We start from the raw sequence: 22789 nt of genomic DNA, 5'->3' as shown, positions 1-22789 counted from the left end.
TCACAGATCCGGGTACAAACGACCGGGGTTGAAAACCCCCTGGGGGTCGAGCTGTTGCTTCAGGGTGCGGTGGTAGCGCATCAGCGCGGCGGGCAGTGGTGCGCTGCTGTCATCGCCCGCTGCATAGCCTGTGACATGGCCGCCGCGCTGGGCGACCTGCTCACGAATCAGCGCCGCTGGGGCCGTGGAGGTGAGCCAGCGCTGCGCACCGCCCCAGTCGATCAGCTGTTCGCCCGGCAGCTCCAGTTCGCCGGTGGCAATCGGCAGCGACACGCGCCACAACGGCGCTGGGGCAGCGAAGAAGCCCAGGCGCTGTTCACGCAGGTCGCTCCAGAAGCGGCTATCGAGTTCCTCGCCCCCCAGCCGTTGACGGGCCGACTGCACCGAACCTTCGCCGCCTTCCAGGCGCAGGTACAGTGCGTCGCCGTGGTGGCAGGCGGCGCTGATCGGCAAGGGTTGCTGGCCCCATTCGGCCAGCTCTGCCAGCGCCTGGTGGCGGGTCATGGGCAACCGCAGGCTCAGGCATTGCCGTGGACGTGGCAGCACTTTTAGCGACACCTCGGTCAGCAAGCCCAGGCAGCCGAAGCTGCCAGCCATCAGCCGCGAGACATCGTAACCGGCCACGTTCTTCATCACTTCACCACCAAAGCGCAGCAGCTTGCCGTGGCCGGTGATCATCCGTATGCCCAGGACGTAGTCGCGCACTGAACCGGCCCAGGGCCGTCGTGGCCCGGACAACCCCGCCGCGACCATGCCACCAAGGGTCGCCTCGGTACCCAGGTGCGGCGGTTCGCAGGGCAGCATCTGCCCGGCTTCGTACAGCGCTGCCTCGATCTCGCGCAGCGGTGTACCGGCGCGGGCGGTGAGCACCAGTTCGGTCGGGTCGTAGCGTACGATGCCACGGTGGCCACGGGTGTCGACGACTTCGCCGGCCACCGCTCGGCCAAGCATGGCCTTGCTGTTGCTGCCCTGGATGCGCAGCGCGCTGCCTAGGTTCAGCGCCTGGTTGACCTGTTCCAGCAGGTCCTGGCTGAGGTCGCGATCCATGCTCATCAGAAGCGCTCCAGTTCGGGGAAGGGCAGTTGGCCATGATGCACATGCATCGCCCCAAACTCGGCGCAGCGATGCAGGGTCGGGATGTTCTTGCCGGGGTTGAGCAAACCCTTCGGATCGAACGCGGCCTTCACTGCGTGGAACAGGGTGATTTCGTCGCTGTTGAATTGCGCGCACATCTGATTGATCTTCTCGCGCCCCACGCCATGCTCACCGGTGATGGAGCCACCCACCGCGACGCACAGCTCCAGAATCCGTCCACCCATGGCCTCGGCGCGTTCCAGTTCGCCTGGCAGGTTGGCGTCGAACAGGATCAGTGGGTGCATGTTGCCGTCGCCGGCGTGGAACACGTTGGCCACGCGCAGGCCGTATTCCTGCGACAACTCGCCGATGCCCCTGAGTACCCGTGGTAGCTCGCGACGCGGAATCGTGCCGTCCATGCAGTAGTAGTCCGGCGAGAGCCTGCCCACCGCCGGGAAGGCGTTCTTGCGCCCGGCCCAGAAACGCGCACGCTCGGCCTCGTCGCAGGCCAGGCGTACCTCGCGGGCACAGGCCTGTTGTAGCACGGCTGCGACGCGTTCGCAGTCGTCGTGCACGTCTGCCTCGACCCCGTCGAGTTCGCACAGCAGTATCGCGGCGGCATCCACCGGGTAGCCAGCGTGGATGAAGTCCTCGGCGGCGCGGATCGCCAGGTTGTCCATCATTTCCAGGCCGGCTGGGATGATCCCGGCGGCGATGATCTGGGCGACCGCCCGACCGGCATCCTCGACGCGGTTGAAACTTGCCAGCAGCACCCGCGCCACCTGGGGGCTGGGCAGCAGTTTGACGGTCACTTCGGTGACGATACCCAGCATGCCTTCCGAACCGGTGAACAGGGCCAGCAGATCGAAGCCCGGGCTGTCCAGGGCATCGCCGCCCAGGGTCAGGCGTTCGCCCTCGACGGTGAGGATTTCGACCTTGAGCAGGTTGTGCACGGTCAGGCCGTATTTCAGGCAGTGCACGCCACCGGCATTCTCGGCGACATTGCCGCCAATCGAGCAGGCGATCTGCGAGGACGGGTCCGGCGCGTAGTAAAGACCATGGGGCGCCGCCGCCTGGGAAATCGCCAGGTTACGCACCCCAGGCTGCACACGGGCGAAGCGGCCCTGTGGGTTCACTTCGAGAATGCGGTTGAAGCGTGCCATCACCAGCAGGATGCCTTTGCTCAGGGGCAGGGCGCCGCCCGACAACCCGGTGCCGGCGCCCCGTGCAACCACAGGCACTCCCCATGCATGGCAGAGCTTGAGCAGGGTTTGCACCTGTTCCAGGCGTTCAGGCAACACCACCAGCAGCGGGAGCGTGCGGTAGGCCGAGAGACCATCGCACTCGTACGGCTTGAGGTCTTCGGCGCGGTGCAGGATATCGAGGTCGGGTAGCGCCTCGCGCAAGGCCGACAGCAGGGCAGGCAGGTCGATGGCGGGCAGTTCCCCATCGACACGTTCGTCGTAAAGGATGCTCATCAGGCTCACTCAGAGGCAATTCTTGTTGTTATCGCGCACCTGTGGCAGGCGCGCGCTCACGGTTAACCCATCACCCTTTCAGCCTGCGCCGACGGAGGCGTTCGGTCGAGCCTTCGGGCAGCTGGTCCTACCAGTTTTTCGCACGAAAGCTGGTGATTCGTGGCGCTCCATGGCTAGATTGCGGCATGCAGTACATGTGGTCCTACCAGTCAGAGGATACGTATGATTACTGAAGGCAAGGCCAAGGTCGCCGAACAGGTGGCCGAGCGGGTCGAGCGGTTGATCGTGGAGGGAGTATTGAAGGTCGGTCAGGCGCTGCCGTCGGAGCGACGCCTGGTGGAGAAGCTCGGCTGTTCCCGTTCGGCGCTGCGCGAGGGCCTGCGTCTTTTGAGCGGGCGTGGCATCATCGACACCGAACAGGGGCGTGGCTCGTTCGTGGCCGACCTCACCGGCTCGGCCAACAGTACACCATTGATGCATCTGTTCAGTTCGCAACCGCGTACGTTGTTCGACCTGCTGGAGGTGCGTGCGCTGCTGGAAGGTGAGTCGGCCCGCCTGGCGGCCCTGCGCGCCACCGAGATCGACCGTCTGCTGATTCGTCGTCGTTACGAAGAGATGCTGGCGGCCCATGAGGCGGCTGACGCCCACGACCCACGCGAGCACGCCCGCCGCGACCACGCCTTCCACCGAGCCATCAGCGAGGCATCGCACAACCCGGTGTTGGTGCACACCCTGCAGACGCTCAGCGACCTGACCTTGAGCACGGTATTCGCCTCGGTCAACAACCTGTACTGCCGGCCAGCGCAGAAGCGTCAGATCGACCGCCAACACGCGCGGCTATACCACGCCGTGATGGAGCAACTGCCCGAGCAGGCGCAGCGAGCGGCGCGCGAGCACATCAACGGCATACGCGACAGCCTGCGCGAGATCGAGCAAGAGGAACAACGCCTGGTGCGGGCGACCATGCGCATGGATGGGTGGGGGTAGGCGTGGAATCGCCCTCTAGAGATTCGAGCGCTATGTGGGCCGCGATGACCCCGGCTGCCCCGCAAGCGCCGGCGAGCCGACGCTTACAGGGTTCGCACCGCGCCGATCAATGCTCGGCGATCGGGTCATCCTGGGACAGAATTGCGCGCGCCAGCTCTTCATCACTGGCCTGCAGGCCTGGATGGTCCTTGCGGGCCTGCTCCAGCGCCGACTCCACGTAGGCGCCGCGAATCGCGCCACCGCTGGCGACAAAAGCCGAAAGCTCGTCGCGGGCAGGGATGATGCGTTTGTCATCCTTGAAGGTCGAATACAGCGACGCGGAGATACCGGCCGAGGTGGCGACGTCTCCGGCATCGACTCTGGCCAGGGCAGCCCCGGCAGGCAGAAGGAGCAGCAGTGCAGGGGCAAGGAGTAGTTTGCGCATAGCGTGTTCTCCAAAAGCGTGCAGCCAAAAGGGGTTGGCGCTCAATCCTTAAGAGGGTGCGGGCCCGGCAGTAGTTCCGTTGGCGATCCTGCCAAGTGACTCAGCGGCAACCCGTGGGCGGACGGCGGTAAAGCGCGTGCGGTGTGCCAGGGGCCTGTCCGACTTGCACGCAACCCTCGCGTCTGAATCCCACACGCTCGGCCAGGCGCTGGCTGGCGCTGTTGGCCAGATCGGTCGTCAGCCAGAGCGGCACCTCCACGGCATCCAGCAGGCCTGCCAGTGCCTCGCGCATCAAACCTTGTCCGCAGTGGTCCTGGCTGACCCAGTAACCCACCTCGTACCCATCCTGACCGGGGCGCAGGCCGATGCAGCCGACCACTTCGGCGTTGTCCGGGGTCAGCACGAAGTAGCGTTTCTCAGCATCAGGGTCGATAAACTGTTCGGCGCTCACTTCCAGGCTGTCGCGGACTTCATCCAGCGTCCAGTCGTCCTTGGCCCATGCCAGGAAGGTTTGGTGCAGTGCGTAGCTGCGCAGCAGTGCCCTGTGCAATTGGGAGGCTATGGCCGGGGTCGGACGACTGAGCCGGGTGCGTTGAGTGGTGACGGCGCGGGGCAATGAAGGGCAGGGCATCGGAGCCATCCTGGCGGAGTGTGCTGGGCTGTATCTAAGCATAACGGGCGCAACGGTTCACCTGTGGGCTCGATTGCATCAGTGATGCATTGACGCTGGCGACCAGGGCATGATTTGCTCCCTGGCTCGGGTGCGAACCCGATCACAGATCATTCAAGGGAAAATGAAGGTCCGCCATGTCCGAATACACGCTGCACTGCTTCGCTGAATCCGGCAACGCTTACAAAGCTGCGCTGATGCTTGAACTGACCGGCCAGGACTGGCAACCGGTATTCGTCGACTTCTTCAATGGCCAGACCCGTGAGCAGGCCTGGCGAGACGAGGTCAACGAGCAGGGCGAAGTACCAGTGCTCGAGCACGCTGGGCAGACGTTGACCCAGTCGGCGCTGATTCTTGATTACCTTGCGCAACGCACGGGCCAGTTCGCTGCCCGTAACGAGGACGAAAAACGCGAAATCTGGCGCTGGATGCTATTCGACAACCACAAGTTCACCAGCTACTACGCGGCGCTGCGTTTTCTGTTCTGTCTGAAGAATACCGGTGAAACGGACGTGACCCACTTCCTGCGCGAGCGGGCCAAGGCGGCCTACAGCGTGGTCGATGCGCACCTGGAAAAGACCCCTTTCATGGTGGGCGGGCGCGTTACCATTGCCGACCTGTCGTTGGCGGGTTACGTGTACATGCCTGAGGACACCGGCATCGAGCTGGAAAATTATCCCCACATCCAAGCCTGGAAGGCGCGCATCAAGGCATTGCCAGGGTGGAAGCACCCCTACGAGTTGATGCCCAAGGCGCTGCCGGTCAGCCGCTGATCGCAGGCTGCGCGCCGGTCACTTCAGTCACCGCTTGCGGGGTGGCGGCGCGCAGAATCACTCGACGGCGTTGTTCGTACTCATCCATGGAAAGGCCTTGACGCTGTAGGGCCTCCAGTTGCAGTTGCAGGGTTTCCTGCGCCGTGTAAGGGCGCAGTTCCGGGTGGCTGGCGCAGCCGCCAAGCAGTGCCACGCCGAGGGCGCTCAGGGCAGTGATCAATATTCGGGTCGTGGCTTTCATTGGGCGGCTCCAGGGGCGGCGGGGCAGGTGTCTTGTCGATGGCCCCAGCTTATTGAGCGGCGCCGCGCGATAGAAATTGGCATTGTCGATAGTGACTATCGAGCCAACCCCAGGACCAAGAGAACGCGCGCTTGTTGCTGACGACGAGCGCTTTGCTAACCTTATTCACGCTCCAACTGCCCAGTGGCGGTTCACTCCTTTCACGCAAGCCGAACACATGGGGAAATGCCATGCGCATTCCAATGTGCTGTGTTGTGTCGATGGTGCTGTGCCTGAACGTCCTGCCCAACCGCCTGCAGGCTGCAGATCCCCCAGCGCCTGAACCTGCGACGCCGGCAGCTGCGACTAAGGACGCGGTGTTCACCCAGGCGCAACTGGACCAGATGCTCGCTCCCCTCGCGCTTTACCCCGACGCGCTGCTGGCCCAGGTACTGATGGCCGCCACTTACCCCGGCGAAGTCGCCGAGGCGGTGGCCTGGTCCAAGGCCAATCCGAAGGCCCAGGGCGACGAGGCTGTGAGGCAAGTGGCCAAGCAATCCTGGGACCCCAGTGTTCAGGCACTGGTGGCCTTCCCTCAGGTGCTCGTCACGCTTGGCCAGGACCCGGTGTGGGTGCAGCGTCTGGGGGATGCGTTCCTCGCCCAGCCCGACGATGTGATGAACAGCGTCCAGCGCTTGCGCCACCAGGCCCAGGCCGCCGGCAACCTGCAAAGCAACCAGTACCAGAACGTGACGGTCCAGGCGGCGCCCGCCACTGGCAGTGCATCCCCAGCGGCCAGTTCATCGTCGACCACGATCATCATCGAGCCAGCCGACCCGCAGGTGGTGTACGTGCCCAGCTACAACCCGAGCACGACTTATGGCACCTGGGCCTACCCGGCCTCGCCACCGGTCTATTACCCGCCATCGCCGTTGTATTACGCTGGCTCCGCCCTGATCGCCGGGCTGGCGTTCGGGGCGGGGGTGGCGATCATCGATTCGCTGTGGGGTGATTGCGACTGGGGCGACAACGACATCGACATCGACGTCAATCGCTACAACAACATCAACGCCAACAACCGCATCACCAACAACCAGAACAAATGGCAGCACAACGCCGTGCACCGTGACGGGGTGCCTTACCGAGACAGCCGTAGCCGTGAGCAGTTTGGCCGCCAGCTCGACGGTGCCGCCCAGCGCACGGCTTTTCGTGGTGACGATGCCCAGCGGGCGCAGGCGCGGGAAAAGGCCCGGGCGTCGATGGATCGCCATGGCATCGAGCGCCCGGCCACCAGCAATCGCGAAGCCCGAGACCGGGTACGCGAGGTGCAGGCGGGCAACAGCCCGGGTAACCGGGTGCAGGCACGGCAGGACGCGCCACGTGCCCATGATCGCAGGCAGGAACTGCGCAACACCCGGGACGCCGGCCAAGCCCGGCCTGGTGAAGGGCGGGCCCTGCAGCAGCGTAGCGCCGGACGAGCGCGCAACAATGCCTTCGAAGGGGTTCGCTCGCCGTCGCGCAGCACCCTGCAAGCCACCCGCGGGCGGACCAGCCAGAGCTTCGCCCAGCGGCCCAATGCCTCGCGGGCGGCCGGGCACCAGATTTCCCGGCCCTCCAGTGCAGGCGTGCGCCGTGGCGCAGGAGGCCGTCGATGAATGCAAAGGCAGCGGTACTGGCATTGGGCCTGACCTGGTCGGGTCTGGCCATGGCGCAGCAGGCATTCCCCACACCGGAAAAGGCAGTGGAGGCGTTCGTTGCGGCATTGGGCGAAACGCACGCCGATGAGGCGCGTCTGGCGCAGCTTCTTGGGGATGACTGGCGTACCTATATTCCCCGCGGGGGTGTGCAGCGCAGCGATGTCGACGCGTTCTTGCAGCAGTACCGCGAGCAGCACCGTGTCCAGGCGCAAGGAGACCGTAACGCGATTCTGGCGGTGGGCAGCCAGCACTGGACGTTGCCCATCCCGCTGGTAAAAGGCGCGCAGGGTTGGACGTTCGACCTGAAGGCCGGCAGCGCCGAAATTCGAGCACGGCGCATTGGTCGCAATGAACTGGCCGCGCTGCAGTCCGTGCTGGCGTACCACGACGCACAGATGGAGTACGCCTCCCAGGACCGCAACGGCAACGGCGCGCTGGAATACGCGCAAAAGATCTTCAGTTCCCCAGGCAAGCATGACGGGCTGTTCTGGGAAGACGAGAACGACGGCCAGGTCAGTCCGCTGGGGCCGCTGTTCGGCAATGACGTGATGGGCGACGACTGGTATGGCTATCACTTCCGCATCCTCGACGGCCAGGGACCCTCGGCACCGGGTGGGGCCTACAGCTATCTGATCGGCAACCAGATGAGCCGTGGTTTTGCCTTGATCGCCTGGCCTGCGAAGTACAACGATACCGGCGTGATGAGCTTCATGATCAGCCATGACGGCCAGGTGTTCGAGAAGGACCTTGGGCCGAATGGGGAGGCAGAGGCCAAGGCCATGAAGCGCTTCGATCCGGATGACAGTTGGCAGGTGGTCCCCGACGACGTAGGGGCCCCCCCGGCAGGCGCCAGCACGCCAGCGATTGGCCAGTAGCAGACAACCAAGCAATACGCATCAGCCTGTGAGAGGATGTCCATTCCGGCCGATCGGCCAGCCAGGACCCAAGAACCCAGCCTGATGAAGACGCCAAAACGAATCGAACCACTGATCGAAGACGGACTGGTCGACGAAGTACTGCGGCCATTGATGAGCGGCAAGGAAGCAGCCGTCTATGTGGTGCGCTGCGCAGGGCAGATCCGCTGCGCCAAGGTCTACAAAGAGGCCAACAAGCGCAGTTTCCGCCAGGCCGCCGAGTATCAGGAGGGCCGCAAGGTCCGCAACAGTCGCCAGGCCCGGGCCATGGCCAAGGGCTCGAAGTATGGCCGCAAGGAAGCCGAGGACGCGTGGCAGAATGCCGAGGTGACCGCGTTGTTCCGTCTGGCCAATGCCGGTGTGCGGGTGCCTAAGCCCTACGACTTTCAGGATGGTGTGTTGCTGATGGAGCTGGTGACCGACGCCGACGGTGACGCTGCACCACGTCTGAACGATGTTCACCTGGAGCCGGAAGAAGCCCGCGAGCACCATGCCTTCGTCATCCGCCAGATCGTCCTGATGCTCTGTGCCGGCATGGTGCATGGCGACTTGTCGGAATTCAACGTGCTGCTCGGGCCGCAAGGCCCGGTGATCATCGACCTGCCGCAAGCGGTGGACGCCGCCGCCAACAACCACGCCTTCAGCATGCTGCAGCGTGATGTGGCGAACATGGCCAGCTATTTCGGGCACTTCGCACCAGAGCTCAAGCGCACCCGTTACGCAGAGGAAATGTGGGCCCTGTACGAGGCCGGGGAATTGCGCCCCGACAGCCCGTTGACCGGGCAGTTCGAGGACGATGAGTACGACGCCGACGTCCAGGGCGTGCTGCGCGAGATCGATGCCGCACGGCTCGACGATGCCCGTCGCCGAGCGGCTCGTGCCGAGGCGGAGCACGGGCCGCTCAACGCGGTGGAACCGACGCCACCCTGGATGCAGTAGGGTTATCATCGCCGACGTGGGCGACCCGCGAGGCGGACATTGGCGTCACGTCGAGGGACTGCGGTCAGAAACGGTAGTCCAGCGTGGCGAAGTACGACCTGGGTGTGCCCATCAGCCATTGTTCGCCACTGTAGGCCGAGGACACGTAGTCACGGTCGAACAGGTTGTTCAGTTGCAAGCCCAGGCGTACGTCCGGCACCACCTGCCAGCCCAGGTTGGCGTCGACCACGGTGTAGCCAGGTACTTGAAGGCTATTGGCACTGTCGGCGTAGCGCTGGTCGACGTAGCGCAAGCCCAGCCCAGCTTCCACGGCCTGCCCGAAGCCTTTGCTCACCCATAGGTTGGCGGTGCGTCGCGGCACGTTGGCCGGGCGGTTGCCGGCGCGGTCCTGGGTTACGCCACCGACCACTTCATCGAAGTCGTCGTACGTGGCGCGAACCACGGCGGCGTTGGCCGAGACCTGCCACTGGTGGGGCAAGGCCAGTTCGAGGCTGGCCTCCAGCCCGTCAGAGGTCTGCTGGCCGGCTTGTTGTTTGTCGTGGCTGACAGGGTCGTCCACCAGCAGCTTTTTCTTGACGATGTGGTAAGCCGCCAGGGTCCACTCGCCGCGCCCCTCCCAGAAACGTTGCTTGAGGCCCAGTTCGGTCTGTTTCGACTCGGTCAGGTCATAGTGCATCTGGCCGGGGCTGAGGCTGATCAAATCGTTCACCCCGTCCTCGCTGGTGGCGTACTGACCGTACAGGGACAGGTCATCGTTCACTGCGAACACCAGCCCGGCGCGCCAGTTGCCGCCTTGCAGGCTGTGGTCGCTGCGGGTGCCGTCGACCAGGTTGTCGCGGTCGATATGGTTCTGGTCGCGGCGCACGCCGGTCACCAGCGAGAGGCGCTCGGTGACCCGAAGGCGGTTTTCCGCGAACAGGGCGAAGGTGTGGGTGGTGGACAGCGTCTGCGGGCGCAGCGGCGAGTTGCTGTGGAACGTCGCCGCAGTTGGGTGCCATGGGTCGACGTAGTCGCCACCGACATCGTCGTAGGGTGAGTTGCTGTCGACGTTGAAGCGAATCTTGTTGTACTCGGCGCCGACCAGGGTGGTGCTGGCCAAGCCGAACAGGCGGTGGTCGAGCGTGAAGGTCTGGCGGTCGCCGATCTGCTCCTGATTATGCTTGATCTGCAGGTAGCTCTGGCGCAGCAGTTGGTCACGGTCGGCATCCCAGCTGTAGGCCTCGGCATTGCGCCAATGGCGGCGGCTCTTGATGTAGTAGAGCTGGTTGCTGGCACTGAGGTGGTCGCTGAGGGTCCAGTCGGTGGTGAAACGAGTCCACGCATCACGGTAGCGCTGCACGTCATCGTCGATGTTGTAGTTCTTCTTGCGCAGGCTGGAGCGGTAGTGGCCGTCGATCAAGGGTGTGCCGAAGTCGTTGGCCGGCTCGGCATCGCCGCGCTCGTGGGCCAGGGTGAAGCTGAGGTCGTCGTTGGCGTCGAAGCGCAACGCGGCGCCCAGGGCCAGGCTGCGCGAGTCGGTGCGGTCGACCCAGCCGTTGCTTGCCTGGCGGTTGAGGGTCACCCGGTAGCTGAGGCGCTCGCTGATGCTGCCGCCGCTGTCCAGGCCCAGTTGCTGACGGTCCCAGGCGCCATAGCCCAGGCGCAGATGGTTCTGCACCTGGCCGCTGAATGGCTTTTTGGGGATCACGTTGACCACCGCGCCGGTTGCGCCCTCGCCATACAGCACCGAGGCCGGGCCACGGATCACGTCGATACGCTCGACCAGCCACGGGTCTACCGGAAAAGTCTGGGTGCCCGCGCCCGTGTACAGGCGTGTGCCATCGAACAGGGTCATCACCGATCCATGCCCGGTAAAGCCCCTGGCCGAGAGACCGGTGCCGCCATCGCCTGGGGTACCGATGAAGGAGATGCCGGGCGAGCGGCTGACTGCATCCTGAACGGTGAGGTTGTTGCGCTGCTGGATCTGTTGTGCGCTGATGCTGCTGGTGCTGGCCGGGGTTTCCAGGGCGCTGAGGTTAAGGCGCGAGCCAGCCTGGGTCGGGGTGGCGAGGTCCACGGCGGCGTCATCGTGGGTGCCGGTGATGGCCGTGGAGGGCAGGGCCAGGGCACTTCGTTCGTCGGCCAGGGCAGGAAAAGTCACGGCCAGGCAGGCCGCCAGTGTGTGAAGCTTGTAAATACGGGACATGTCGTTCCACGGCTGTAGGAATGAATGGATCCCGGTGGAAAACACGCAAAGGTGAGCCACGCACGCAGGCGCGCACGCGCAAACCGGCCTGCGCCCGCCCACCGCGGGTTGCCAAGTGAAGCTCCAGGCCGGTCTCCGGGCTTGCGAGGGTCGTGAAGCCTTCACCTTCCCATGCGTTTGCACAGTGGTATTTCGAAGGGTTCGCTCGCTTACCGTTGCGGGGGCAGCGCCGGACTTGTCGTGTAGCTCGACTCACCGGCTTCCCGTTTCACCCTGCGCGCGGCGGCGCAGGGCACCTGAAACTGGCGCGCATCTGACCATCGGAACGGCTCTGCGTCAATGGATTGCGCGGTATTGCCGATGGCGCTATCGACCCCGGCGGCGTGATACGCGGGCTTCGATGTTCTTGCGCCCGATCAGCAGCGGCGGTTTCTCCACCACCGGTTCGTCGGCCAGCCATTTGTACATCACCAGGCAATCCACCAGCCCAAGACGGGCATGGCGGTAGGCCTTGGGCAGGCGACCGACCGTTTCGAAACCCAGTTTCCGCCACAGCGCCACGGCCACTTCGTTGCTGGCCACCACCGAGTTGAACTGCAGGGCCAGGAAGCCCTCCTGGCGTGCCAGCTTTTGCGAGTGCTCGCACATCATCCGCGCCACGCCGCGCCCGCGGGCGGCTTCGCAAACCATATAGCCGCAGTTGCCCACATGGGCGCCGGGACCTGCCGCGTTGGCCTTGAGGTAATACGAACCGAGCACCTCGCCGTTCGCTTCGGCAACCAGGGTATGCAGGGGCAGTTCCAGCCACAGTTGCCGGGCGTGTTCGAAAGTGAGGGCAGGGTCGTAGGCGTAGGTTTCGCGGGCCTGGATGACGGCCTGGAAGGTTGGCCAGAAGCGCTCGAAGTCTTCGGGCGTCATGGGGCGGATGTGGATCATGCGGGTTCCTGCAAGGGCTGAGGTGCCCAGTCTGAGTAACGCGGCGCCGTCGCGCAAGGGCGGCGCCGCCAGGCCTCAGCTGTCGGCCTTGCCAACGGCATCCAGTGCCCGGGCCGAGTAGACCAGCGCGGCACCCGCATTCATGGCGACGGCCACGCCCAGGGCTTCGGCGATTTCTTCGCGGGTGGCGCCGTGCTTGACGGCTTGCTGCGAGTGCACGGCGATGCAGCCGTCGCAGCGGGTGGTGACCGCCACGGCCAGGGAGATCAACTCGCGAGTCTTGGCGTCCAGGTGGTTGGTCTTGGCACCCGCACCGCTGGCCGTCATGTAGCCGGCCACGGTGTCGGGGGAGAGTTGCTTGAGATCGCCGATGCCGGCCATCAACTGCTTACGGTAGGCGTCCCAGTCCATCATGCTCATCGTCTTCACCTTGTTGGGGTTTGGGCAGGAGCTTTCAGGGTAGTCCAAGCCTTCAGATATAGATGAACACCAGCAGCAGTGCCGCGACCACGGCCCACTTTTCCAGGTAGTAGCGGGTACGGTTACGCTTCTTCAGCGCCTTGCCGCGCTCACGGATCCGGTAGATGCGGGTGAACAGACGGTTGATGCCGCCGGTCTTGTCGTTGGCGGTGTTCGGCGCGGCGGCGGCGGCCATGACATTGCGGCTGAACCAGCGGTTGAAGGCGGTCGCCCAGCGGTACTTGAGCGGACGCTCGACGTCGCAGAACAGGATGATGCGGTTGTGATCGGTGGTATTGGCGGCGTAGTGGATGTACGTTTCGTCGAACACCACCGCTTCGCCATCGCGCCAGGAATACTTTTCGCCATCCACATCGATGTAGCAGCCGTCGTCGTTCGGTGTATCCAGGCCCAGATGGTAGCGGTAGGAGCCGGCGTAGGGGTCGCGGTGGCGCACCAGTTTCGCACCCGGCGGTAGGGTGGCGAACATCGCCGCCTTGACCGTGCCGATGCCTTGGAGCAACTCGGTGGTGCGTGGGCACAGGCTCATGGCCGAGGGGTGGCTTTCGCCGTACCACTTCAGGTAGAAGCGCTTCCAGCCGGTCTTGAAGAACGAGTTGAAGCCAACGTCGTCGTAATTCTCGGATTTCTTGATGGCACCGGCATGCAGCAGTTGCTGGGCCTCTTCACGGATTTCCTGCCAGTGGTCCTTGAGCGGTTGCAGTTCCGGGAACGCCTCGACCGGCAGGTAGGGCTTGGCTGGATGCTTGGAGAACAGGTAGAGGAAGCTATTGATCGGGGCGAGGAAACTGGAGTGGTCGCCCAGCTGACGGGTCAGCTTGTGGCGTACCCGACCGCGCAGGTGAACATAGGCGATCGAGAAGACGAAAAGGAGTACGAGTGCAATTTTCATGGACGTTTACTTGTCGAAGAAATGGCCATGCGACATGGCATTAGCACGCCAGCATAAACAATCATGTAGGGACTTTGTACTTATTGTTACGTGAAATCAGGACGACTTAGGTGTAATGGCCCATGCTTTGCGCAAACGTTTCAAGTGGATTCAGCCCTACGGAGATCCCATGCCCCAGGATGTTCGCCCAAGTGGCGCCCCGTTCAAGCGACTGTTCTTCGCACTACCGGTAAAAGGCAGCCAGCGCAGTGACATTGCCCAATGGCGGCGCGGTCTGAACCTGCGCAGTGGCAAGCCGGTGCCCAGCGAGAACTTCCACCTGACCTTGTTGTTTCTTGGCGATGTGGACGCCGCACAGGTGCCTGCCATTTACGCCGTGGTAGACAATCTGGCGCGGCCCGAGGCGCCGCTGCGGTTGCTGCTTGACCGGTTGCAGGTCTGGAACCGCGCCAATGCACTGGTGTTGGAGCCTCAGGAAACGCCTGCGGGGATGCGTCAGCTGGTATATGGCCTGCAGCAGGCACTGCTGCCCCTGGGGTTCCAGGAGCAGGCACGCGAGTACCGGCCGCACCTTACCTTGTCCCGGGATTTTCGCGGGCAGCTGCCTGAAGCGACGGTGGCCCCGGAGTTCTTTGTCGCGGCCCGGCATTTCACCTTGTACGAGTCACGCAAGGGGCGCTACTGGCCGCTGGCCGAGTGGCCGTTGTTGTAGAGCCCGGTGGGCGCGGCCTGGCGTCGCGAAATGGCTGCCTCAGAAATGACGCACTAAACGGGGTATGACAGGAGGCGGCCACTTTCGTCCCCTGGACTGCGGGCAAACTGGCGTTTGTACTCGCGGCTGAACTGCGAGGTGCTCTGGTACCCCACCCGGTGCGCTGTCTGCGCCACTCCAAGGCCTTCGCCGATCAGCATTTGCTGGGCTTTGAGCAGCCGCAGACGCTTGAGGTACTGCATCGGTGCCATGTCGGTGCAACGCTTGAAATGCTCATGAAAAGTCGAAACGCTCATGTTGGCGCACGCCGCCAGGTCTTCGACGCTCAGTGGCTCGGTGTAGTGCTCGCGCAAGTGGGCCAGGGCCGCGCCGATGCGGGCGAAGTGACCTTGCTGTTCGACCAGTGCCCTCAGGACATTGGCCTGGGGGCCGCGCAGGGCGGTGTAGAGCACTTCGCGTACCCGTGCCGGGCCAAGAACCTTGGCGTCCAGCGGGTTTTGCAGGCACTGCAGCAGGCGTTCGACGCTGTCGCGCATCGGCGCATCCAAAGCCGCCGACGTCATCGACTGCGGAGTTTGCGCCTGCACTGTGGCGTCGGGGGGCAGGTCCATGCTTTGCACCAGCTCACCGAGCACCGCGCGGTCGATGTCCACGGCTACGCCAAGCAGAGGCGCATCGGGAGTGGCAAAGGTTTCGCACATAAAGGGCACCGATAGCGCCTGCACCAGGTAATGGCCGGCGCCATACTCCAGCGTGCGTGGCCCAAGGCGAGCAAGCTTGCTGCCCTGGGCCAGGATCATCAGGCTCGGCTCGTAGATCTGCGGGCTGCTGGCCACGTAGTGGTCCCAGCTCAGGACGTTCACCTGGGGCAGGGCGGTGGGTACGAAACCGGGGCGTGTGGTCAGTCTGCGGATCAGGGCGCAGAGGGTGGCATTGGCGTCGACGTGGCGGGTCAGTTGCATGAGGAACCAGGGCAGAGAATCAGACAGTCGCATCATCGCAGATTGACGGTCTAGCGCCAGAGTTTGGCTGTTAGTTCCGTAGAATCAGGCATGGATGCCGGAGAATCGGTTGTGGGCTCAGCGATTCGAGGCGCGCAGAATGCGTCGCCTGAATCGTTTCACTTCCCATGAGGTACCGTATGTACACCGCTATCGGTTACGCCGCCCAGACGTCCACCAGCCCCCTTGCGCCGATGACCTTCCAACGTCGCAGCCCACGCCCGGACGATGTCGCTATCGAGATTCTCTACTGTGGCGTGTGCCACTCGGACATCCACCAGGCCCGCAACGAATGGGGCATCGCAGTCTATCCACTGATGCCGGGCCACGAAATCATCGGCCGGGTGACCGCCGTGGGGGCGAATGTTACCCGGTACAAGGCGGGCGATCTGGTCGGCGTCGGCTGCATGGTCGATTCCTGCCGTCACTGCGAAGCCTGTGCCAAGGATCTGGAGCAGTACTGCCTGGAAGGCCCGACCATGACCTACGCCACCCCCGACCGGGTGGACGGCAGCAATACCATGGGCGGCTACTCCAACAGCATCGTGGTCGACGAGCATTTCGTCGTGCGTATTCCCGAGGGCATGGACCTGGCCAGTGCCGCGCCGATTCTGTGCGCGGGTATCACCACTTACTCGCCACTCAAGCACCACGGCGTCGGCCCAGGCCACAAGATCGGCATTCTCGGCATGGGCGGCCTGGGCCACATGGGCATCAAGCTGGCCAAGGCGCTGGGTGCCGAAGTGACGCTGTTCACCCGCTCCCAGGCCAAGGCCGAGGAGGCGCGCCGCCAAGGCGCCGACCATGTGATCGTGTCCACCGATGCCGAGCAGATGCGTGCTGCCGCCGGGCGCTTCGATTTCCTGCTCGACACCATCCCGGTGCCGCACGACCTGAACCCGTACCTGGAAACCCTCAGGTTCGACGGCGTGCACATCCTGGTCGGTCTGATCGAACCGGTAGACCCGGCGCTGCATGCGGCCAACCTGGTATTGAAGCGTCGGGTGCTGGCTGGCTCGTTGATCGGCGGTATAGCCCAGACCCAGGAAGTGCTGGACTTCTGCGCCGAGCACGATATCCGCTGCGACATCGAGCTGCTGGATATTCGTCACATCAACCAGGCTTACGAGCGGATGATCGCCGGTGATGTGAAGTACCGGTTCGTCATCGACATGGCGACGCTGCAGGGTTGATCGAACCCCAGGTCGGCGCGATGAATCTGGGACGCCTGTGGTTGTGAGGGGCTGGGCTGACGCGTACCATGCCCGGCATTCCTTCCAATAACAGACCGTACGTCAGCACCGTGCCCGCGTGTGCCAGGCGCGCCGACTGTTGCCTCGTTTCCGGAGTAACGATATCCACCCATGAACGGACCCATTCCTACCCACCTACCCACCACTACGGGTAATGGCAGCTGGTTGAGCGTCATTGCCCTGGCATTGGCGGCCTTCATCTTCAACACCACCGAATTCGTCCCGGTGGCATTGCTCAGCGACATCGGTCGCAGCTTCGAGATGACCACCGCGCAAGTCGGGCTGATGTTGACCATCTACGCCTGGGTGGTGGCGCTGGCGTCGTTGCCGATGATGCTGATGACCCGCAACATCGAGCGCAGGCGTCTGCTGCTGATGGTGTTCGCGGTGTTCATCGTCAGCCACCTGTTGTCGTGGCTGGCGCAGAGTTTCGCCATGTTGCTGGTCAGCCGGATCGGTATCGCCTTGGCCCATGCCGTGTTCTGGGCCATCACCGCATCGCTGGCGGTGCGTGTGGCGCCACCGGGGCAGCAGGCCAAGGCCTTGGGGCTTTTGGCCACCGGTACCACACTGGCGATGGTGCTGGGCATTCCGCTGGGCCGCGTGGTGGGTGAGGCGCTGGGCTGGCGCACCACTTTTCTCAGCATCGCCGGGGTGGCGCTGGCGACCATGCTATGCCTGATGAAGTCGTTGCCGCTGTTGCCCAGCCAGAACTCCGGCTCGCTGCGCAGCCTACCGATTCTGTTCAAGCGTCCAGCGCTGGTCATCACCTACCTGTTGGTGACCTTGGTGATTACCGCGCAGTTCACCGCCTACAGCTACATCGAGCCGTTCGCCCTGCATGTGGCGCAGATCGGCGGCGAACGTACCACCTTGGTACTGCTGCTGTTCGGTGGCGCTGGCGTGTTCGGTTCGCTGCTGTTCAGCCGTTACAGCGACCGCTTCCCCCATGGCTTCCTGATTGGCTCGATCAGCCTGCTGGCTGCTTGCCTGCTGTTGTTGCTGCCACTGTCGGGCAACTTCTATGGGTTCGCGGCGTTGAGCATGTTCTGGGGCGTGGCGATCCTGAGTTTCAGTCTGGCGCTGCAATCGAAGACCCTGAAGTTGGCCTCCGACGCCACCGACGTGGCCATGGCGTTGTTCTCTGGCATCTACAACATCGGCATTGGTGGTGGGGCGCTGCTGGGCAGCATCGTCAGCAGCCAGATGGGCGTGGCGGACATCGGCCTGGTGGGCGGTAGCGTAGCCGTGGCGGGGTTGCTGCTGGCGCTGGCCAGCACCCGGCGCTTCCGGGAAGCGCTGGGGGCCTGAGCACTCCTGTAAAGGCATCACCGCATCGGTTGAAGCCGGCTTGCCGGCAATGAGGGCGTAAGTCTCAACCCAGGACAGCCAACCCTGCCGACACCAGCAACAACCCGGCAAGTCCCCGGTTGAACCCACGCAGCCGCTGCGGCGAATGCAACCAGCGGGCGCTCCCCACGCCCAGCATCGCCCAGACGGTCATGCACGGCAGGGCAACCAGCAGGAACACCAGCGCCAACTGCCACACTGGCAGTGACGGCGCGGCGAACACGCCGATCACCGCCACCGCCATCATCCACACCTTTGGGTTGACCAGTTGCAACGACGCAGCGCTGAAGGCGCTGAAGGGCTTGCCAGTGAGACTGTGCAGCGGTTCGTCAGCGCTGCGCAGCATCTGCCACGCCAGCCAGCTCAACCAGATCACTCCAGCCCAGCTCATCAACTGCTGGGCGAGGGGGTGGCGAGTCAGCCAATCACCCAAACCCAGGCCGACCATCAGCACCACCCCTGCGGCCGCGCCACACCCCGCCACGATCGGCGCCACGCTGGCTCGCAGGCCCAGGCGGGCACTGTGGGCAAGGATCAGCAGGTTGGTCGGTCCTGGGCTGATGCTGGCGACCAGGGCAAAGAGGATGAAAGGCAACAGGGACGACGACATGACGAGTACTCCAATGAATCGGAGCACCATCCTCGCTGTCAGCGGTGCTTCAGTCTGGAAGCTTTGAGCAACGTCGACGGTAGTCGGCCGGGGTCAGTCGATATGCGCGGCGGAACCAGCGGCCGAGATGGCTCTGGTCGGCGAAACCCAAGGTCGAGGCCACTTCGGCTGGCGTCTGGCCTTTGGCAAGCAGGCGCCGGGCACGGGCCACCCTCAGCTGGATCAGGTAGGCGTGCGGCGCCAGGCCGAATGCAGCCTTGAAGGCGCGGGTCAGGCGGAAGCGGTCGACAGCACAGACATGGGCCAGGTCGTCCAGGCCGATGTCCTGGTCAAGATGGGCATGCAGATAGTCGCGGGCCACCTGGGCGACCAGGGGCAGGCGCGGGTCGGGGTTGATCCGTTTGCGCCAGTGCAGGTGCCGGGTAAGGCAACTGAGCAGGTCATCCGTAGCGGTCTGGCGGACCATGCGCAATTCTTCGCCGTGCAATGCCTGGAAGGCGCGGAACGTGGCTAGGGACAGGTGCTCGTCGCGCCAAAGCGTGCCTTTGAAGCTGGGCAGGCTGCCGGCCGGGGCCTGTCCGAACAGCGCGCGCATTTCGGCTTCCAGCCAGTTCGGGTCCAGGTACAAGGTCGAGTAGGTAAAGCCGTCATCGGTGGGCGCGTGGCCGTCGTGCAATTCACCGGGTTCGAGCAAGAACACCTGCCCAGGCGTGCTGTTGTGTTGCTCGCGGCGGCAGTTGAACTGTTGCACACCCTGCTCGGTCACCCCGACCAGGTACGTGTCGTGCCAGTGTGGGTCGTAGGCGTGACCGGTGAAGTGCGCACGCACCGACTCGATGCCGGTGTCGGCGTCCTGCTTGAGGTCGATCCAATTGCTCATGGCCGGGTGCTGCTGTGGAAATAGGCTTGCCACTGTAACTCGCAGGTCCTGCCCCGGCTTAGAACATTTGTGCAGAAAGTCAGGTCATCGCGGGTCCAGCGCCGCGAACCGGTCACGCAACCACACATGCAGGCGAGAAACCGCAGGCGACAGCTGTTTGCGGTGCGGGCATACCAGGGTCACCGGCGTCGGTTCACCAGGGTGGTCGGGCAACAGGACCTCCAGCTCGCCGGCGGCCACATTGGCACGCACATCCAGCCACGATTTATAGGCAATGCCTTCGCCCATCAGCGCCCAGCGCCTGACCAGGTCGGCGTCGTCGCTGAACAGCGAACCCTTGACCTGTACTGTGCGATCTCCCAGGCGCCACTTGTCATAGACCCGGCCTTGTTGTGGGTACAGAAGGCACGCATGGTGATGCAGCGCCTCGGGTGTGGTCGGCCGTCCATGGTGGGCCAGATAGGCCGGCGAGGCGACCACGACACGGCGATTGGCAGGCGCCAGAGGCAAGGCGATGTAGTTGGCATCGTCGTTGGTCCCATAGCGGATGGCCACGTCGACCGGGTCGCGGTAGAAGTCGGCGAGCTGATCGGAAAGGAGGATGCGCAAGTTAAGGTCGGGGTGTTCGCGGCGAAACTCCGTGAGCCATGGCAACAACATGTTGCGGCCCAGGTCCGACGGCGCCGATACCTGTAGCACACCGCGCAGGCTACTGTGGGCGCCGTGCAGGTTGTCCCGCCCTTGGCGCAGGCTTTCCAGGACGGTATGCGCGGTGGGCAGGTACAGCTCACCCTCGGCGGTCAGTCGCAGGCTGCGGGTGGTGCGGGCGAACAGACGTACGTCCAGTTCGCGCTCCAGGCGCTTGATGGCGGCGGCCACCTGCCCGGGCAGCACTTCGGCCTCCTGGGCGGCAGCGGTGAAGCTGCCCAAGGCGCTACTGCGAACGAACAATTCCAGATCAGCGATACGCAGCATTTTCACTCCAAAGATGAAAGTGTTGCTGCATTGTGCCTGTTTTTCTTTTTCTACGGACAGATAAGATGCGTGGCAAACCCGTGCCACCACCAGGAGTCGATTCATGGATACCGTTGCGCTCGCCAAACGCCGTTACACCACCAAAGCCTACGATGCCTCGCGCAAGATCCCACAGGCCACCATCGACGCGCTGCTTGAGCAGTTGCGTCACAGCCCGTCGTCGGTGAACTCGCAACCCTGGCATTTCATCGTTGCCGACAGCGCCGAAGGCAAGGCGCGTTTGGCCAAGAGCACGGTGGGAGGGTTTGCGTACAACACACCAAAGATCCTCGATGCGTCCCATGTCATCGTTTTCTGCACCCGCACCGAGATGACCGAAGCGCACCTCGATGCCGTGCTCGATCAGGAAGCGGCCAATGGTCGATTCCGTGACGAGCAGGCCCGCGCCGCGCAGAACCAGAGCCGCCGCCACTATGTGAATCTGCACCGATACGATCAGAAAGACCTGCAGCACTGGATGGAAAAGCAGACCTACCTGGCCCTGGGTACCGCGCTGCTCGGTGCCGCCGCACATGGCCTGGACGCCACGCCGATCGAGGGTTTCGACAGCAAGGTCATGGACGCCGAGCTGGGCCTGCGTGAGCGCGGTTTCACCAGCGTGGTGGTGCTGAGCCTGGGCTATCGCAGCGACGCAGACTTCAATGCGGGGTTGAACAAGTCGCGTCTGCCAGCCTCGACCGTCTTTACCTTCCTCTGAGCGGCAGCCTGAGCGCTGAAAGCCGGCCCCATCAGAGGTGCCGGCGTTCAGGTGCCAGGGCCTAGCCCGACCCCGTTCAGGGCCGCCACGTCAGCTTCGGATGAACGCCAGCAAGTCGGCATTGATCACGTCGGCATGGGTGGTAGGCATGCCATGGGGGAAGCCTTTGTAGGTTTTCAGCGTGCCGTTGGGCAGCAGCTCTGCCGACTTCGGCCCTGAGTTTTCATAGGGCACGATCTGATCATCATCGCCGTGCATGACCAGTACCGGTTGCTTGATGCCTTTGAGGTCCTGCGTGAAGTCGGTTTGCGAGAAGGCGACAATGCCGTCGTAATGGGCCTTGGCGCTGCCGATCATGCCCTGGCGCCACCAATTGGCGATGACGCCCTCGCTGGCCTGTACGCCAGGCCGGTTGTAGCCATAGAACGGTCCGGCCGGGACATCGCGATAGAACTGTGCACGGTTGCTGGCCACCTGTTCCTGGAAACCGTCGAATACCGACTTGTCCAGGCCGCCCGGGTTAGCCGGCGTCTTCACCATCAGCGGGGGTACCGCGGCAATCAGGACGGCCTTGGCCACCGGGTCCTGGGGGTACTTGGCCATGTAGTGCACCACTTCGCCGCCGCCTGTCGAGTGACCGACATGGACAGCTCCTTGGATACCCAGGTGCTGGACCACCGCAGCCACGTCAGCGGCGTAGTGATCCATGTCATGGCCCTCCCAAACCTGGCTGGAACGTCCGTGGCCACGGCGGTCATGGGCGACCACTCGGAAGCCTTTGGCGAGGAAGAACAGCATTTGCGCGTCCCAGTCGTCGGCACTCAGTGGCCAGCCGTGGTGGAAGTGGATGACGGGTGCATCGCGCGGCCCCCAGTCCTTATAGAAGATATGAACGCCGTCTTTGGTTGTTACGTAGCTCATGGTTGTTTCTCCTCCGTAGGGGGGTATCAGGCAGAGTCGAATGAACCATTGAGAATAGGAGAGATTTCGCCAGGCATAGGAGATTTTGGGGCGGTGACTTATCGGAATACCCAGAGCACGCGGGTCGCCCGGTCGGACAGGTTGGCGTAGCGGAACTGGCTGTGCGGGGGGAGCTGGAAGCTGTCGTTGGGGCGCAGGGTGACGGCTTGGTCGTGGCCATCGAGCCACAAGGTGAGCTCCCCTTCGAGCACGAAGCCGCCTTGTTCGGCGCTGTCGTTCAAATGCCCATCGCCGCTGCTGGCGCCTGGCGCCAGGTGGCTGTCCAGCATCGAGAACCCACCGTTGAGCTTGGGTGATACCAGTACGTCGGTGATGCCGGCGGCGTAATACAGCGTACGTCTCTCGTCCGGGCGGGTGACCCAGTCCAGCGCCCTGGGCTTGCTGACGTGGTAGAAGTAGGTGGTAGGTACCTTCAGTGCTTCACTGATTGCGGTCAGGTCGGCGACGGTGGGGCGCGACAGCCCGCGCTCGACTTGGGAGAGGAAGCCCACCGAGCGGTTGATCCTCGCCGCCAGGTCGTCAAGGGTCAGGCCACGGTGCTTGCGCAGGTCACGTACCAGAATCGCCAGCCCCTCGATCTCATCCTGCATGTTCATGTGCC

The 22789-nt window shown here is 63.9% G+C and carries 24 protein-coding genes and 1 riboswitch; of the genes, 9 read left to right on the top strand and 15 right to left on the bottom strand.

Annotated features, from left to right (window positions below; translation table 11 throughout):
- A complete protein-coding gene (gene glcE, locus VXM67_RS16590; RefSeq protein ID WP_027907089.1) occupies positions 1 to 1053 on the bottom strand; it encodes a glycolate oxidase subunit GlcE in 1053 nt (350 codons plus the stop codon).
- Positions 1053 to 2552, bottom strand: coding sequence for a glycolate oxidase subunit GlcD (glcD, locus tag VXM67_RS16585; RefSeq protein ID WP_027907088.1), 1500 nt, complete (start codon positions 2550 to 2552; stop codon positions 1053 to 1055). Before glcD ends, glcE begins: the two co-directional genes overlap by 1 nt.
- A 222-nt stretch (positions 2553 to 2774) precedes the next feature.
- On the opposite strand from glcD, the gene glcC reads away from it, so the two are divergent.
- Positions 2775 to 3539, top strand: coding sequence for a transcriptional regulator GlcC (gene glcC / locus VXM67_RS16580; protein ID WP_023381127.1), 765 nt, complete (start codon positions 2775 to 2777; stop codon positions 3537 to 3539).
- 106 nt (positions 3540 to 3645) lie between these two features.
- On the opposite strand, the gene VXM67_RS16575 is transcribed toward glcC, so the two are convergent.
- Both VXM67_RS16575 and VXM67_RS16570 read right to left on the bottom strand, forming a co-directional pair.
- The gene (locus VXM67_RS16575; protein ID WP_023381126.1) at positions 3646 to 3963 is read right to left on the bottom strand and encodes a DUF2388 domain-containing protein; all 318 of its coding nucleotides are present in this window, start codon (positions 3961 to 3963) and stop codon (positions 3646 to 3648) included.
- A gap of 100 nt (positions 3964 to 4063) precedes the next feature.
- The gene (locus VXM67_RS16570) at positions 4064 to 4594 is read right to left on the bottom strand and encodes a GNAT family protein (RefSeq protein WP_023381125.1); all 531 of its coding nucleotides are present in this window, start codon (positions 4592 to 4594) and stop codon (positions 4064 to 4066) included.
- A gap of 176 nt (positions 4595 to 4770) precedes the next feature.
- On the opposite strand from VXM67_RS16570, the gene VXM67_RS16565 reads away from it, so the two are divergent.
- On the top strand, positions 4771 to 5406 hold the full coding sequence (locus tag VXM67_RS16565) for a glutathione S-transferase family protein (RefSeq protein ID WP_023381124.1): 636 nt from the start codon (positions 4771 to 4773) through the stop codon (positions 5404 to 5406).
- Here the strand turns inward: VXM67_RS16565 and VXM67_RS16560 are convergent.
- The gene (locus VXM67_RS16560; protein ID WP_023381123.1) at positions 5396 to 5647 is read right to left on the bottom strand and encodes a lipoprotein; all 252 of its coding nucleotides are present in this window, start codon (positions 5645 to 5647) and stop codon (positions 5396 to 5398) included. The two genes, VXM67_RS16565 and VXM67_RS16560, sit on opposite strands and share 11 nt — an antisense overlap.
- 230 nt (positions 5648 to 5877) lie before the next feature.
- On the opposite strand from VXM67_RS16560, the gene VXM67_RS16555 reads away from it, so the two are divergent.
- The 3 genes from VXM67_RS16555 to VXM67_RS16545 all read left to right on the top strand — a co-directional run bounded on the left by VXM67_RS16555 (position 5878) and on the right by VXM67_RS16545 (position 9176).
- Positions 5878 to 7281, top strand: a complete 1404-nt coding sequence (locus VXM67_RS16555; protein ID WP_041925513.1) for a DUF3300 domain-containing protein — start codon at positions 5878 to 5880, stop codon at positions 7279 to 7281.
- Positions 7278 to 8198 carry a DUF2950 domain-containing protein gene (locus tag VXM67_RS16550; protein WP_023381121.1) on the top strand — a complete coding sequence of 307 codons (921 nt, stop codon included), beginning with the start codon at positions 7278 to 7280 and terminating at the stop codon, positions 8196 to 8198. Before VXM67_RS16555 ends, VXM67_RS16550 begins: the two co-directional genes overlap by 4 nt.
- 84 nt (positions 8199 to 8282) lie before the next feature.
- A complete protein-coding gene (locus VXM67_RS16545; RefSeq protein WP_023381120.1) occupies positions 8283 to 9176 on the top strand; it encodes a PA4780 family RIO1-like protein kinase in 894 nt (297 codons plus the stop codon).
- 64 nt (positions 9177 to 9240) lie between these two features.
- On the opposite strand, the gene VXM67_RS16540 is transcribed toward VXM67_RS16545, so the two are convergent.
- The 4 genes from VXM67_RS16540 to lpxO all read right to left on the bottom strand — a co-directional run bounded on the left by VXM67_RS16540 (position 9241) and on the right by lpxO (position 13669).
- On the bottom strand, positions 9241 to 11361 hold the full coding sequence (locus VXM67_RS16540; protein WP_023381119.1) for a TonB-dependent receptor: 2121 nt from the start codon (positions 11359 to 11361) through the stop codon (positions 9241 to 9243).
- A gap of 108 nt (positions 11362 to 11469) precedes the next feature.
- Positions 11470 to 11676: riboswitch (cobalamin riboswitch) on the bottom strand.
- Positions 11677 to 11727: 51 nt separating this feature from the next.
- Positions 11728 to 12297 (bottom strand): GNAT family N-acetyltransferase, encoded by a 570-nt coding sequence (locus VXM67_RS16535; protein ID WP_023381118.1) that lies wholly within the window; start codon positions 12295 to 12297, stop codon positions 11728 to 11730.
- Between the two features lie 75 nt (positions 12298 to 12372).
- Entirely contained in the window at positions 12373 to 12717 is a 345-nt protein-coding gene (locus VXM67_RS16530; RefSeq protein ID WP_027907085.1) for a carboxymuconolactone decarboxylase family protein, read from the bottom strand.
- A 52-nt stretch (positions 12718 to 12769) separates the two neighbouring features.
- On the bottom strand, positions 12770 to 13669 hold the full coding sequence (gene lpxO, locus VXM67_RS16525) for a lipid A hydroxylase LpxO (RefSeq protein ID WP_023381116.1): 900 nt from the start codon (positions 13667 to 13669) through the stop codon (positions 12770 to 12772).
- Between the two features lie 169 nt (positions 13670 to 13838).
- On the opposite strand from lpxO, the gene thpR reads away from it, so the two are divergent.
- Positions 13839 to 14381: an RNA 2',3'-cyclic phosphodiesterase gene (gene thpR / locus VXM67_RS16520; RefSeq protein WP_367237171.1), complete on the top strand. Its 543-nt coding sequence runs from the start codon at positions 13839 to 13841 to the stop codon at positions 14379 to 14381.
- A 53-nt stretch (positions 14382 to 14434) separates the two neighbouring features.
- Here thpR and VXM67_RS16515 read toward each other — a convergent pair whose 3' ends face one another.
- Entirely contained in the window at positions 14435 to 15343 is a 909-nt protein-coding gene (locus VXM67_RS16515) for an AraC family transcriptional regulator (RefSeq protein ID WP_104881588.1), read from the bottom strand.
- 179 nt (positions 15344 to 15522) lie between these two features.
- Between VXM67_RS16515 and calA the strand changes: the two genes are divergently transcribed.
- Together calA and VXM67_RS16505 are read left to right on the top strand one after the other, a co-directional pair.
- Positions 15523 to 16575 (top strand): vanillin reductase, encoded by a 1053-nt coding sequence (gene calA / locus VXM67_RS16510; RefSeq protein ID WP_023381113.1) that lies wholly within the window; start codon positions 15523 to 15525, stop codon positions 16573 to 16575.
- A 171-nt stretch (positions 16576 to 16746) separates the two neighbouring features.
- Positions 16747 to 17946, top strand: a complete 1200-nt coding sequence (locus tag VXM67_RS16505; protein WP_027907083.1) for a sugar transporter — start codon at positions 16747 to 16749, stop codon at positions 17944 to 17946.
- A 64-nt stretch (positions 17947 to 18010) separates the two neighbouring features.
- On the opposite strand, the gene VXM67_RS16500 is transcribed toward VXM67_RS16505, so the two are convergent.
- The 3 genes from VXM67_RS16500 to VXM67_RS16490 form a co-directional block, all read right to left on the bottom strand.
- On the bottom strand, positions 18011 to 18595 hold the full coding sequence (locus VXM67_RS16500; protein ID WP_027907082.1) for a LysE family translocator: 585 nt from the start codon (positions 18593 to 18595) through the stop codon (positions 18011 to 18013).
- Positions 18596 to 18644: 49 nt separating this feature from the next.
- Positions 18645 to 19475 (bottom strand): AraC family transcriptional regulator, encoded by an 831-nt coding sequence (locus tag VXM67_RS16495; protein ID WP_023381110.1) that lies wholly within the window; start codon positions 19473 to 19475, stop codon positions 18645 to 18647.
- Between the two features lie 84 nt (positions 19476 to 19559).
- Complete coding sequence (locus VXM67_RS16490) at positions 19560 to 20450, bottom strand: LysR family transcriptional regulator (RefSeq protein WP_023381109.1); 891 nt, start codon at positions 20448 to 20450, stop codon at positions 19560 to 19562.
- 103 nt (positions 20451 to 20553) lie between these two features.
- Here VXM67_RS16490 and VXM67_RS16485 point away from each other — a divergent pair, with 103 nt between their 5' ends.
- The gene (locus tag VXM67_RS16485; RefSeq protein ID WP_023381108.1) at positions 20554 to 21207 is read left to right on the top strand and encodes an oxygen-insensitive NAD(P)H-dependent nitroreductase NfsB; all 654 of its coding nucleotides are present in this window, start codon (positions 20554 to 20556) and stop codon (positions 21205 to 21207) included.
- A 90-nt stretch (positions 21208 to 21297) separates the two neighbouring features.
- Here the strand turns inward: VXM67_RS16485 and VXM67_RS16480 are convergent, their stop codons facing one another.
- The gene (locus tag VXM67_RS16480; protein WP_027907081.1) at positions 21298 to 22128 is read right to left on the bottom strand and encodes an alpha/beta hydrolase; all 831 of its coding nucleotides are present in this window, start codon (positions 22126 to 22128) and stop codon (positions 21298 to 21300) included.
- 98 nt (positions 22129 to 22226) lie between these two features.
- Positions 22227 to 22784 (bottom strand): helix-turn-helix domain-containing protein, encoded by a 558-nt coding sequence (locus VXM67_RS16475; protein WP_023381106.1) that lies wholly within the window; start codon positions 22782 to 22784, stop codon positions 22227 to 22229.
- Between the last annotated feature and the right edge of the window lie 5 nt (positions 22785 to 22789).

Origin of the sequence: Pseudomonas sp. Rh2, assembly GCF_040762985.1 — a bacterium.
GTDB lineage: Bacteria > Pseudomonadota > Gammaproteobacteria > Pseudomonadales > Pseudomonadaceae > Aquipseudomonas > Aquipseudomonas taiwanensis.
Note: the sequence above shows the minus strand (reverse complement) of the source record. Positions and strands in the feature narration are given on the sequence as shown.

What these genes read in the sequence shown, in the direction of transcription:
- VXM67_RS16495 (WP_023381110.1), bottom strand. Translation starts at nt 19,475, where the DNA reads ATGAGCAATTGGATCGACCTCAAGCAGGACGCCGACACCGGCATCGAG.
- VXM67_RS16480 (WP_027907081.1), bottom strand. Translation starts at nt 22,128, where the DNA reads ATGAGCTACGTAACAACCAAAGACGGCGTTCATATCTTCTATAAGGAC.
- VXM67_RS16515 (WP_104881588.1), bottom strand. Translation starts at nt 15,343, where the DNA reads ATGCAACTGACCCGCCACGTCGACGCCAATGCCACCCTCTGCGCCCTG.
- VXM67_RS16500 (WP_027907082.1), bottom strand. Translation starts at nt 18,595, where the DNA reads ATGTCGTCGTCCCTGTTGCCTTTCATCCTCTTTGCCCTGGTCGCCAGC.
- glcE (WP_027907089.1), bottom strand. Translation starts at nt 1,053, where the DNA reads ATGAGCATGGATCGCGACCTCAGCCAGGACCTGCTGGAACAGGTCAAC.
- VXM67_RS16575 (WP_023381126.1), bottom strand. Translation starts at nt 3,963, where the DNA reads ATGCGCAAACTACTCCTTGCCCCTGCACTGCTGCTCCTTCTGCCTGCC.
- thpR (WP_367237171.1), top strand. Translation starts at nt 13,839, where the DNA reads ATGCCCCAGGATGTTCGCCCAAGTGGCGCCCCGTTCAAGCGACTGTTC.
- lpxO (WP_023381116.1), bottom strand. Translation starts at nt 13,669, where the DNA reads ATGAAAATTGCACTCGTACTCCTTTTCGTCTTCTCGATCGCCTATGTT.
- VXM67_RS16475 (WP_023381106.1), bottom strand. Translation starts at nt 22,784, where the DNA reads ATGAACATGCAGGATGAGATCGAGGGGCTGGCGATTCTGGTACGTGAC.
- glcD (WP_027907088.1), bottom strand. Translation starts at nt 2,552, where the DNA reads ATGAGCATCCTTTACGACGAACGTGTCGATGGGGAACTGCCCGCCATC.
- VXM67_RS16535 (WP_023381118.1), bottom strand. Translation starts at nt 12,297, where the DNA reads ATGATCCACATCCGCCCCATGACGCCCGAAGACTTCGAGCGCTTCTGG.
- VXM67_RS16505 (WP_027907083.1), top strand. Translation starts at nt 16,747, where the DNA reads ATGAACGGACCCATTCCTACCCACCTACCCACCACTACGGGTAATGGC.
- VXM67_RS16555 (WP_041925513.1), top strand. Translation starts at nt 5,878, where the DNA reads ATGCGCATTCCAATGTGCTGTGTTGTGTCGATGGTGCTGTGCCTGAAC.
- VXM67_RS16545 (WP_023381120.1), top strand. Translation starts at nt 8,283, where the DNA reads ATGAAGACGCCAAAACGAATCGAACCACTGATCGAAGACGGACTGGTC.
- VXM67_RS16490 (WP_023381109.1), bottom strand. Translation starts at nt 20,450, where the DNA reads ATGCTGCGTATCGCTGATCTGGAATTGTTCGTTCGCAGTAGCGCCTTG.
- glcC (WP_023381127.1), top strand. Translation starts at nt 2,775, where the DNA reads ATGATTACTGAAGGCAAGGCCAAGGTCGCCGAACAGGTGGCCGAGCGG.
- VXM67_RS16565 (WP_023381124.1), top strand. Translation starts at nt 4,771, where the DNA reads ATGTCCGAATACACGCTGCACTGCTTCGCTGAATCCGGCAACGCTTAC.
- VXM67_RS16570 (WP_023381125.1), bottom strand. Translation starts at nt 4,594, where the DNA reads ATGCCCTGCCCTTCATTGCCCCGCGCCGTCACCACTCAACGCACCCGG.
- VXM67_RS16540 (WP_023381119.1), bottom strand. Translation starts at nt 11,361, where the DNA reads ATGTCCCGTATTTACAAGCTTCACACACTGGCGGCCTGCCTGGCCGTG.
- VXM67_RS16530 (WP_027907085.1), bottom strand. Translation starts at nt 12,717, where the DNA reads ATGAGCATGATGGACTGGGACGCCTACCGTAAGCAGTTGATGGCCGGC.
- VXM67_RS16550 (WP_023381121.1), top strand. Translation starts at nt 7,278, where the DNA reads ATGAATGCAAAGGCAGCGGTACTGGCATTGGGCCTGACCTGGTCGGGT.
- VXM67_RS16485 (WP_023381108.1), top strand. Translation starts at nt 20,554, where the DNA reads ATGGATACCGTTGCGCTCGCCAAACGCCGTTACACCACCAAAGCCTAC.
- calA (WP_023381113.1), top strand. Translation starts at nt 15,523, where the DNA reads ATGTACACCGCTATCGGTTACGCCGCCCAGACGTCCACCAGCCCCCTT.
- VXM67_RS16560 (WP_023381123.1), bottom strand. Translation starts at nt 5,647, where the DNA reads ATGAAAGCCACGACCCGAATATTGATCACTGCCCTGAGCGCCCTCGGC.